Here is a 10,316-nt window from a genome sequence, read left to right as displayed (position 1 = left end):
AAGGGCGTTTGGTGGATGCCTTGGCAGTAAGAGGCGATGAAGGACGTGATACTCTGCGATAAGCCGCGGTGAGGCGAGAATAGCCTTTGACCCGCGGATCTCCGAATGGGGCAACCCACCTGACAGTTCGTTATAATTTGCTTCGGCAACTTATAATGGGCTGAAACAGGTACTTAATTCCTGAATACATAGGGTTTTAAGAGCAAACCTGGGGAACTGAAACATCTAAGTACCCAGAGGAAAGGAAATCAATATGATACTCCCCTAGTAGTGGCGAGCGAACGGGGACCAGCCAAGCCAAGATTGTGACTAGAACGAGATGGAAAGCTCGGCCATAGCGGGTGACAGCCCCGTATAGGAAGCATGATTGGATGTATTAAGTAGGGCGGGACACGTGAAATCCTGTCTGAAGATCGGGGGACCACCCTCGAAGGCTAAGTACTCCTTACTGACCGATAGCGAACCAGTACCGTGAGGGAAAGGTGAAAAGCACCCCGACGAGGGGAGTGAAACAGTTTCTGAAACCGGACGCCTACAAGCAGTCGGAGGAGCCTCGAGCTCTGACGGCGTACCTTTTGTATAATGGGTCATCGACTTGGTCTAACATGCAAGCTTAAGCCGATAGGTGTAGGCGCAGCGAAAGCGAGTCTTAATAGGGCGAATGAGTATGTTGGATCAGACCCGAAACCGAGTGATCTAGGCATGACCAGGATGAAGGCAAGGTAACACTTGCTGGAGGTCCGAACCCACACCTGTTGAAAAAGGTCGGGATGAGTTGTGCCTAGGGGTGAAAGGCCAATCAAACTCGGAGATAGCTGGTTCTCCGCGAAAACTATTTAGGTAGTGCGTCATCCGAATACCCCGGGGGGTAGAGCACTGGATGGGTAATGGGGCCCCACAGGCTTACTGATCCTAACCAAACTCCGAATACCCGGAAGTACTAGATGGCAGACACACGGCGGGTGCTAACGTCCGTCGTGGAGAGGGAAACAACCCTGACCTACAGCTAAGGCCCCCAATTCATGGCTAAGTGGGAAAGCAGGTGGGACGACCAAAACAACCAGGAGGTTGGCTTAGAAGCAGCCATCCTTTAAAGATAGCGTAACAGCTCACTGGTCTAGATAAGTTGTCCTGCGGCGAAGATGTAACGGGGCTCAAGCCATGAGCCGAAGCTTAGGATGCGCATAGCGCATGGTAGCGGAGCGTAGTGTGACATAACTCCACGCCTTTTCTACATCCTTCGGGGTGTATTGAAGGCTCGGAGTTTTCTGTGAAGCCGGCCTGTGAGGGATCCGGTGGAGAGATCACTAGCGAGAATGATGACATGAGTAGCGACAAACAGGGTGAGAGACCCTGTCGCCGAAAGTCCAAGGGTTCCTGCTTAAAGCTAATCTGAGCAGGGTAAGCCGGCCCCTAAGGCGAGGCAGAAATGCGTAGCCGATGGGAACCACGTTAATATTCGTGGGCCAGGAAGATGTGACGGATCTCGAGGGTAGTTCATCCTTATCGGATTGAATGGGCTGCTTAGAGGTTCCAGGAAATAGCCTTCCATCAGACCGTACCCTAAACCGACACAGGTGGACTGGTAGAGAATACCAAGGCGCTTGAGAGAACGATGTTGAAGGAACTCGGCAAAATACCTCCGTAAGTTCGCGAGAAGGAGGCCCGGGTTCAAGGCAACTTGGATCCGGGGGCACAAACCAGGGGGTGGCGACTGTTTACTAAAAACACAGGGCTCTGCGAAGTCGCAAGACGACGTATAGGGTCTGACGCCTGCCCGGTGCCTGAAGGTTAAAAGGAGGGGTGAGAGCTCCGAATTGAAGCCCAGGTAAACGGCGGCCGTAACTATAACGGTCCTAAGGTAGCGAAATTCCTTGTCGGGTAAGTTCCGACCTGCACGAATGGCGTAACGACTTCCCCGCTGTCTCCAACATCGACTCAGCGAAATTGAATTGCCTGTCAAGATGCAGGCTTCCCGCGGTTAGACGGAAAGACCCCATGCACCTTTACTACAGCTTCACACTGGCATCAGGCACAACATGTGCAGGATAGGCGGTAGGCTTTGAAGCAGGGACGCCAGTCCCTGTGGAGCCAACCTTGAGATACCGCCCTTGTTCTGCTTGATGTCTAACCGCGGTCCGTTATCCGGATCCGGGACCCTGTGTGGCGGGTAGTTTGACTGGGGCGGTCGCCTCCCAAAGAGTAACGGAGGCGCGCGAAGGTTGGCTCAGAGCGGTCGGAAATCGCTCGTTGAGTGCAATGGCATAAGCCAGCCTGACTGCGAGACTGACAGGTCGAGCAGAGTCGAAAGACGGCCATAGTGATCCGGTGGTCCCGAGTGGAAGGGCCATCGCTCAACGGATAAAAGGTACGCTGGGGATAACAGGCTGATGGTGCCCAAGAGTCCATATCGACGGCACCGTTTGGCACCTCGATGTCGGCTCATCTCATCCTGGGGCTGGAGCATGTCCCAAGGGTACGGCTGTTCGCCGTTTAAAGAGGTACGTGAGCTGGGTTTAGAACGTCGTGAGACAGTTCGGTCCCTATCTGCCGTGGGTGTAGGATACTTGAGAGGAGTTGCCCCTAGTACGAGAGGACCGGGGTGAACGATCCACTGGTGGACCTGTTGTCGTGCCAACGGCAGTGCAGGGTAGCTATGATCGGACAGGATAACCGCTGAAGGCATCTAAGCGGGAAGCCCCCCTCAAAACAAGGTATCCCCGAGGGCCGTGGTAGACCACCACGTCGATAGGCCGGAGATGTAAGCGCAGCAATGCGTTCAGTTGACCGGTACTAATTGCCCGATAGGCTTGATTTGATCCAGTAACAGCAAGGCCTGGTACTGATCGAAAGCCGTACTACACACGTTACTTGACTTGGCTGATGATTTCTTTCTCGGTTTGGTGGTCATAGCGCGAGCAAAACACCCAGCTCCATCCCGAACCTGGCCGTTAAGTGCCGTAGCGCCGATGGTACTGCGTCTTAAGACGTGGGAGAGTAGGTCGCCGCCAAACCTAGTAAGAAATCATCACAAAAATCTCTCGAAACGATGACCAGCGCGAAACTTCTTCAAGCGGAAGCGCACCCAAAGTGTCGCGGGGTGGAGCAGCCCGGTAGCTCGTCAGGCTCATAACCTGAAGGTCGTAGGTTCAAATCCTACCCCCGCAACCAACACCCGAAGATGATACAACCGCATGAACGCTTCCCTGTACGGGAGGCCTTTTGCGTTTCGGATTCCATGTGCTTGTGGTTCACCAAGGGTCGGATGCGGCGGGATGAGGGTGGTGCCAAGGATGAGGGCACATCACGGCCTCTTCGGCGATCCTGATGCTGTCCGGCAGGATTGAAGCGCGCCCATCTATCTGCGTGCGCGGGTCTCGCGGCGTCTTGGGCCCCGATAGGATTCCACAGACCTGGAGCTCTGCGCGGCAAGTGCGACGGTTGGCAGAATGACGGTGGCCGGGGTCATCGGCTGACCTTGTCAGATGCTCCTCGCGGGGGGGCCCGGGGTGCAATGCATTGCACGCCGAAGACACAGTCTGAAGGCACAGGGCCTGCACGTTGCCGCTCGCTGCGAGAACAAAAAAAAGGCCCGCCAAATGGCGGGCCCTTTCCGTTCAAGAGACTGGGTCGGATCAGAAATGAACCGACAGCGAGTCGATCGGTGTCTGCTTCGGGGGGGCAAACTTGGTGAGGTCGATCCCCGTCACCGCTTCCTTGTATTCCGGCAAGGTCGGTGTCCGGCCGAGGATGGCGGAAAGGACGACGACCGGAGTGGAGGCGAGGAGCGACTCGCCCTTCTTGGTCTCGCTGTCTGCGACTACGCGGCCCTGGAACAGGCGTGTGGACGTGGCCAGAACCGTATCGCCCTTGCTGGCCTTCTCCTGGTTCCCCATGCAGAGGTTGCAGCCGGGCCGCTCGAGATAGAGGATGTTCTCGTATTCCGTTCGGGCGCTTGTCTTCAGGTTGAAGTCGTCGAACTCGAAGCCTGAGTACTTTTGCAGGATCTCCCAATCCCCCTCTTCCTTCAGTTCGTCGATGATGTTGTAGGTCGGCGCGGCGACCACCAAGGGCGCCTTGAACTCGACCTTGCCATCCTTCGCCTCCAGGTTCCGGAGCATCTGGGCCACGATCTTGATATCGCCCTTGTGCACCATGCAGGAGCCGACAAAGCCGAGATCCACCTTCTTCTCGGCCATGTAGTAGGAAATCGGCCGGATGGTGTCGTGGGTGTAGCGCTTGGACACGTCGGCGTTGTTCACATCGGGGTCTGCGATCATTGGCTCGTCGATGGCGTCGAGATCCACGACCACCTCGGCGTAGTATTTTGCGTTGGCGTCAGGCTTCAGTGCCGGTTTCTCGCCGGACTTGATCTGGGCGATCCGCGTTTCGGCGATGCCGATCAGTTTCCTAAGCATGCCATTCTCATGCTCCATCCCCTTGTCGATCATGATCTGGATGCGGTGCTTGGCCAGCTCCAGGGATTCGATCAGCGTGTCGTCTGTGGAGATGCAGATGGAGGCCTTGGCCTTCATCTCGGCCGTCCAGTCGGTGAAGGTGAAGGCCTGATCGGCGAGCAGAGTGCCGATGTGGACCTCGATGATACGGCCCTGGAACACGTTGTCGCCGTGTTGCTGGAGCATCTGCGCCTGAGTGGCGTGAACGACATCACGGAAGTCGATGTGATCGGCCATTTCACCCTTGAATGTGACCTTGACCGATTCCGGGATCGGCATCGAGGCCTCGCCAGTGGCCAAAGCCAGTGCAACGGTGCCCGAGTCCGCTCCGAAGGCGACGCCCTTGGACATGCGGGTGTGGCTGTCTCCGCCGATGATGATGGCCCAATCGTCCACGGTGATGTCGTTCAGCACCTTGTGGATCACGTCCGTCATCGGATGGTAGATGCCCTTCGGGTCTCGGCCGGTGACGAGGCCGAAGCGGTTCATGAACTCCATGAGCTTTGGCGTGTTGGCGCGGGCCTTTGCATCCCAGACCGAGGCCGTGTGGCAGCCCGACTGATAGGCGCCGTCCACGGCAGGGGAGAGCACGGTGGCGGCCATCGCCTCGAGCTCCTGTGCGGTCATCGGGCCGGTGGTATCCTGGCTGCCCACGATATTGACCTTTACCCGCACGTCGGAGCCGGCGTGCAACACCTTGCCCGGGGTTGCGCCCACGGCATTGGCGTTGAAGATCTTCTCGACCGCGGTCAGCCCCTGGCCCTCGTGGCTGACTTCCTTGGAGGGTGCGAAGACGGGGGTCGGCTCGATGCCGAGGATTTCGGCCGCGGTGGTTTGCAGCTTCTTGCCGAAGACGATGGCGTAGGAGCTGCCTGCCTTCATGAATTCGAGCTTCTGGGGCGTGAAGGAGGACGACATGTCGACCAGCTCTTCGCCGTTCTCGTCGTAAAGCTTTTTCTTCCGGGTGTTGATGGTCAACACCTTGCCGGTCTCGACCGAGTATCTTTGCTCGAGGATCGGGTTGCCGTCATTGCCGAGGATCGGCTTGCCATCGTCGCCAAGCTTCTTGATCCAGTTCTTCAGGTCGACCCCGATGCCGCCGGTCACGCCGACCGTTGTAAGGAAGATCGGCGAAATGCCATTGGTGCCGGCAACAACCGGCGCGTAGTTGACGAAGGGCACGTAGGGCGAGGCCTGCTTGCCGGTCCAGAGCGCCACGTTGTTGACGCCGGACATCCGGGAGGAGCCGACACCCATGGTGCCCTTTTCCGCGATCAGCATCACCTGCTTGTCGGGGTGCTGAAGCTTCAGGTCCTGGATGTGCTTTTGCGCCGCCTCGTCGCACATGCACTTGCCGTGCAACTCGCGGTCGGCGCGGGAGTGGGCCTGGTTGCCGGGGGAGAGAAGGTCGGTCGAGATGTCACCCTCGGCGGCGATGAAGGTGACGACCTGGAGCTCTTCTTCGACGTCGGGCAGCGAGGTGAAGAACTCGGCCTTGGCGTAGCTCTGAAGGATGCCGGTGGCCACGGCGTTACCGGCCTCGTGGGCGGCCTGGAGGCGATCGGTGTCAGCCTCGTAGAGGAAGACCTGGGTCTTGAGCACAGCGGCCGCCTGATCTGCGATCCTGGCATCATCACCGAGCGCGAGGTCGAGGAGGACGCGCACCGAGGGGCCGCCCTTCATGTGCGACAGCAGCTCGAAGGCAAAATCTGGAGTGATCTCGGGCACGATGGACGTACCGAGAATGATTTCCTTCAGGAACGCTGCCTTCACACCGGCGGCCGATGTGGTGCCGGGGAGGGTGTTGTAGATGAAGAAGTGCAGCGAGTCGGCGCGATGCTCGTGGCCCGCATCCTTGATTTGCGCGATGATCTCTGCGGTAAGGGCGCCATCGTCTATGGGCTTGGGATGTAGTCCCTGTTCCTTCCGGGCTGCGATTTCTTCAAGGTAGCTGGCGTAGAGGCTCATCGAAAATTCCCGCTGCTTGTTGCGTTTGACGCGTAGAGGACCGGCGGTTTCGGAGCCCGAAACGTTCGGTGTGCAATAGTATACAAAGCGCCTCGTACAGCCAAGTCGCCTTTACTGCAAGCGTTAGCTCATTGCGATGAGATGTCAGGATGGCCCGGTCTGGACGGCGCAAGACCCGGAAGATTTGGCTTGGCGTGCCTCGCGGATGGGCAAGCATGCCGGCGGCCGCCGACGGGCTGGGCGATTGCGTGCTGACGCGGCGACCGGCTGGACGTGTGGCCAAGACGTGGACGCGGCCTAACCGACGATCAGCTGCTTGATCTGAAGCGCCTCCAGTTCCAGCTGGTTCAGGCGGTAATGCACCGCGTCGCCGATGGAGATGAGGCCGATCAGTTGGGCGCCATCGACCACCGGCATGTGGCGGAAGCGGCCTTTCGTCATGCGGGTCAGCACCGTGACCAAGGGGTCATCGGCTGTGCAGGTCTCGACCGAACGGGTCATGACCTCTTCAACCTTTTTCGGCAAAGTGTGGCCGGGCGTGTCGGCCAGTTTGCGCACGATATCGCGCTCGGAGAGGATGCCGACCAGATCGCCATTCGCGTCGGTCACCACAAGCGCGCCGATCCTATGATCGCGCAGTTGTTCGACAGCTTCATGGAGGGTCTGTTGCGGGCGGATGGTGTGGACGGCGGCGTCCTTGCTCGTGAGCACGTCCTGCACCCGTGCATTCGACACGCTGGTGTTGGTGGCGACGGACTGGCTCGCGGTGCGCTTGTCTTCATCGTCCTTGCGCAGGTGAGGGCGGTATGACTCGGGCATGTGATCGGTTCCTTGCTTGTCCTGTCGATGGTGACCGTGCGAGACAGACTAGACCGGAACCGGGCAGGGATGCGCGCAAAAATTGTTTGAAGGTCAAAATCTCTCGCCCGCGGTGGCCACCACCCTCTTCGTGATCGTCTGTGTTGCAGGCTATCGCTATCGCGCCGTGTGGAAAGCAGAAGGGCCGCGCTGGCAGCTGTGGCTCTTCGGGCTGATCGCGGCAGCAGGGCTGCTCACTCTGGCCTTTGTCCCCCTGGCCGTGCCCGGCTAGGTCAGGTTTGCGCCTCGGCCCGCTCAAGCATCTTGCGGGCGCGGGGGCAGTGACCAAGGCGCTCCTTCAGCGGGCTGTCCGGGTCGATTTCCTTGTGGCAGACGAGGCAGTGGTCGGCGTCACCGATGGCGTTCAGGCCGCCGCAGCTACCCTTGATACGTCGCCCCGAAAAAATCACGCCAACCGCCATGCCCAGCATGACGAGGCCGAGAACTATGAAGGTGAGCAGGGCGGTTTCCACAGGTGTGTGCCTTTCGGTCAGGCCTGCAAGGACGTGTACTGGCTGCTCGCGGTCGTCGTGAAACCCTCGCCGGGCTCACGGTCGATGAACACCACGGCAAGCCCCTGGTCTTCGGCGATCTGCATGCCCTGGTCGCGGCCCAGAACGAGCATCGCGGTAGACCAGGCATCGGCCAGCATGGCGTTCTCGGCAAGCACCGTCGCCGAGACCGTCTTGTGCAGGATCGGCCGGCCGGTGGCCGGGTCGATGATGTGGGAGTAGCGGGTGCCGCCGCTTTCGAAGAAGTTCCGATAGTCACCCGACGTTGCCATGCCGAGGTTGGAGGCATCCGCGACAGCGTGGAGTGCACGGTCGCCTGCGACGGGCGATTCGATCCCGATCTGCCAGGGAAGGCCGTCCGCGTTGCGACCAGAGGCGTAAAGATCGCCACCGATCTCGATCATGAAGTCTGTCAGGCCGGCACTCCGGATTGCAGCGGCCACACGGTCGACCCCATGGCCCTTGCCGATGGCAGGCAGGTAGATCTCGGCGCCGCTGACGGATTTGGTCAGCGAGCGGCCGGTCAGGGTCAGCATCCGGCGCTGGCCGGTGCGTGCCAGAGCCTCGGCGATCTCCGCATCGGAGGGCACATGCGGCACGACTTGCCCAGAGCCGAAACCCCAGAGCTCGATCAGTGGGCCGACGGTGACATCGAAGCGCCCTTCGCTCGCGCGGTGCACGTCATTGGCGGCCTCGAGCACACCGGCGAGTGCGGGGGAGAGGGCCAACGGCTGGTCGGCCCCTGCGGCGTTTATGCGCGAGACTTCCGAGCCGGCATCCCAGTTGGACATCTGGACATTGACCTCGGCCAATGCGGCCTTGATTGCCCCATCGAGTGCCTTTTCATCCACATGTGCGCCGCCCGGCACGGCCACGACATGGTATGTCGTGCCCATCGTCGATCCGCTGAGTTTCAGAACCTCGGCGCCGGCCTTGCAGGCCGTCAGGGCCGCGGCAGACAGAATCAAGAAGGACCTGCGGTTGAACTTGGTGATGCCGGACACGAGAATTGCCTCCTCAGAAAGGTTGCGCGCAGAACGCTCTGCTTGCATATGGCGTGGAGTTTGCGGCTGCAACCGAGGCGCGGGCAAAAAACTTTAGAAATATTCGCCCGGTTGGTGTTTCGTTCTCCGCCGCGTCGTTGCACAAGGTATGAAAAACGGATGGCGATCCAAGTGCAGAACTACAATTTGAGGCGCGGCCTCGATCTTCCGATGGATGGTGCGGCGACCGATGGCGCGGCCGAGGCCGCATCGGTTCGCAGTGTCGGGGTTCTCGGGGCGGACTACATTGGTCTCAAGCCGCGGCTGGCTGTGGCCGAGGGAGACGTGGTCGCCCGCGGTGCTCCGGTCCTTGCCCACAAGGACAACCCCGAAGCACAGGTGACCTCTCCGGTATCTGGCCGCGTGACGGCGATCAACCGGGGTGCCCGGCGCAAGCTCGTCAGTGTCGAGATCGAGGTGGATGAGGGCGCCGCCGAGCCGCTGGACTTTTCTCAGGTCGGGGATGTTTCGACGGTGGAAGGGATCGTGGAGCGGCTCTGCGCTGCCGGTCTGTGGACCTCGTTCCGGACACGGCCCTACTCGCACGTGCCCCTGAGCAGCGACCGGCCTGCGGCGATCTACGTCACGGCCATGGACACCGAGCCGCTTTCTCCCGACCCCGTGCCGTTCATCACCGAAGAGGCCGAGGCGTTTGTCCGGGGGCTCGAAGCGGTTGCGATGCTGACCGAGGGAAAGACCTATCTGTGCCATGCCACGGGCGCCAGGGTTCCCGGGGCAGACGTGGACGGGGTGACGGCCGTCGGGTTCTCCGGGCCGCACCCGGCGGGGTTGCCCGGCACGCACATGCATTTTCTCGAGCCACCGCGCGTGGACCGATTTGTCTGGACCATCGGATATGCCGACGTCATCGCCATCGGTCGGCTGCTGCTGACCGGAAGGCTCGATACCACCCGGACAATTGCAATCGTCGGCCCGCTGGCCGCAAGTCCACGGCTGGTGAAGACAGTCTTGGGCGCCTCGCTGAGCGAGCTCTGTGCGGGTGACAACCCCGACGGCTTGCCGATCCGGGTGATTTCGGGGTCGGTGCTGAGTGGCCGGGCCGGAGAAGGCGTCGATGGCTATCTGGGTCGCTACGCCCGGCAGGTCACGCTGATGGAAGAGGACCACAAGCAGATCCCCCTGGGATGGATCCGGCCTATGGCTTCAAAATACGCCTTTCAGCCGGTGCTGGGCTCGGCCTTCACGCGCAAGCTCTACAACCTGACCACAAACCTCAATGGCGGGCGCCGTGCGATGGTGCCGATCGGGACCTTCGAGGATCTGATGCCGCAGGATTTTCTGCCCACCCAGCTCTTGCGCTCGCTGCTGGTGATGGACACCGACCAGGCCCAGGCGCTGGGCGCGCTGGAGCTGGACGAGGAAGACCTGGGGCTTTGCGGCTTTGCCTGCCCGGCCAAGTATGAATACGGCATGGCGCTGCGCGACTGCCTGACAAAAATTGAAAAGGAAGGCTGAGC

Annotated in this window: 6 protein-coding genes, 1 tRNA gene and 2 rRNA genes (1 of these 9 cut by a window edge); 5 read left to right on the top strand and 4 right to left on the bottom strand. The window is 60.1% G+C overall.

The genetic code is table 11. From position 1 onward, the window contains the following. From BUR94_RS15120 to BUR94_RS15110, 3 genes are all read left to right on the top strand, one after another. Positions 1–2,818 (top strand): 23S ribosomal RNA (locus BUR94_RS15120) (it extends 13 nt beyond the left edge of the window). A gap of 81 nt (positions 2,819–2,899) precedes the next feature. Next, positions 2,900–3,014, top strand: a 5S ribosomal RNA gene (rrf, locus tag BUR94_RS15115). An 80-nt stretch (positions 3,015–3,094) separates the two neighbouring features. Beyond that, positions 3,095–3,171, top strand: a tRNA-Met gene (locus tag BUR94_RS15110). Between the two features lie 464 nt (positions 3,172–3,635). On the opposite strand, the gene BUR94_RS15105 is transcribed toward BUR94_RS15110, so the two are convergent. Both BUR94_RS15105 and BUR94_RS15100 read right to left on the bottom strand, forming a co-directional pair. Beyond that, positions 3,636–6,425, bottom strand: a complete 2,790-nt coding sequence (locus BUR94_RS15105) for a bifunctional aconitate hydratase 2/2-methylisocitrate dehydratase (protein ID WP_074257015.1) — start codon at positions 6,423–6,425, stop codon at positions 3,636–3,638. Between the two features lie 297 nt (positions 6,426–6,722). Beyond that, entirely contained in the window at positions 6,723–7,244 is a 522-nt protein-coding gene (locus BUR94_RS15100) for a CBS domain-containing protein (RefSeq protein ID WP_074257014.1), read from the bottom strand. Positions 7,245–7,326: 82 nt separating this feature from the next. On the opposite strand from BUR94_RS15100, the gene BUR94_RS15095 reads away from it, so the two are divergent. Next, positions 7,327–7,515 (top strand): hypothetical protein, encoded by a 189-nt coding sequence (locus BUR94_RS15095; protein ID WP_074257013.1) that lies wholly within the window; start codon positions 7,327–7,329, stop codon positions 7,513–7,515. 1 nt (position 7,516) lies between these two features. On the opposite strand, the gene nqrM is transcribed toward BUR94_RS15095, so the two are convergent. Next, entirely contained in the window at positions 7,517–7,756 is a 240-nt protein-coding gene (gene nqrM / locus BUR94_RS15090; RefSeq protein WP_074257012.1) for a (Na+)-NQR maturation NqrM, read from the bottom strand. A 17-nt stretch (positions 7,757–7,773) separates the two neighbouring features. Beyond that, on the bottom strand, positions 7,774–8,799 hold the full coding sequence (locus BUR94_RS15085; protein WP_074257011.1) for an FAD:protein FMN transferase: 1,026 nt from the start codon (positions 8,797–8,799) through the stop codon (positions 7,774–7,776). A 159-nt stretch (positions 8,800–8,958) separates the two neighbouring features. Between BUR94_RS15085 and BUR94_RS15080 the strand changes: the two genes are divergently transcribed. Next, the gene (locus tag BUR94_RS15080) at positions 8,959–10,314 is read left to right on the top strand and encodes a Na(+)-translocating NADH-quinone reductase subunit A (protein ID WP_425445239.1); all 1,356 of its coding nucleotides are present in this window, start codon (positions 8,959–8,961) and stop codon (positions 10,312–10,314) included. Positions 10,315–10,316 lie beyond the last annotated feature (2 nt).

Origin of the sequence: Vannielia litorea (assembly GCF_900142295.1) — a bacterium.
GTDB lineage: Bacteria > Pseudomonadota > Alphaproteobacteria > Rhodobacterales > Rhodobacteraceae > Vannielia > Vannielia litorea.
Note: the sequence above shows the minus strand (reverse complement) of the source record. Positions and strands in the feature narration are given on the sequence as shown.

Coding starts and splice junctions, on each gene's coding strand:
- BUR94_RS15105 (WP_074257015.1), bottom strand. CDS start 6,425: ATGAGCCTCTACGCCAGCTACCTTGAAGAAATCGCAGCCCGGAAGGAA.
- BUR94_RS15100 (WP_074257014.1), bottom strand. CDS start 7,244: ATGCCCGAGTCATACCGCCCTCACCTGCGCAAGGACGATGAAGACAAG.
- BUR94_RS15080 (WP_425445239.1), top strand. CDS start 8,959: ATGGCGATCCAAGTGCAGAACTACAATTTGAGGCGCGGCCTCGATCTT.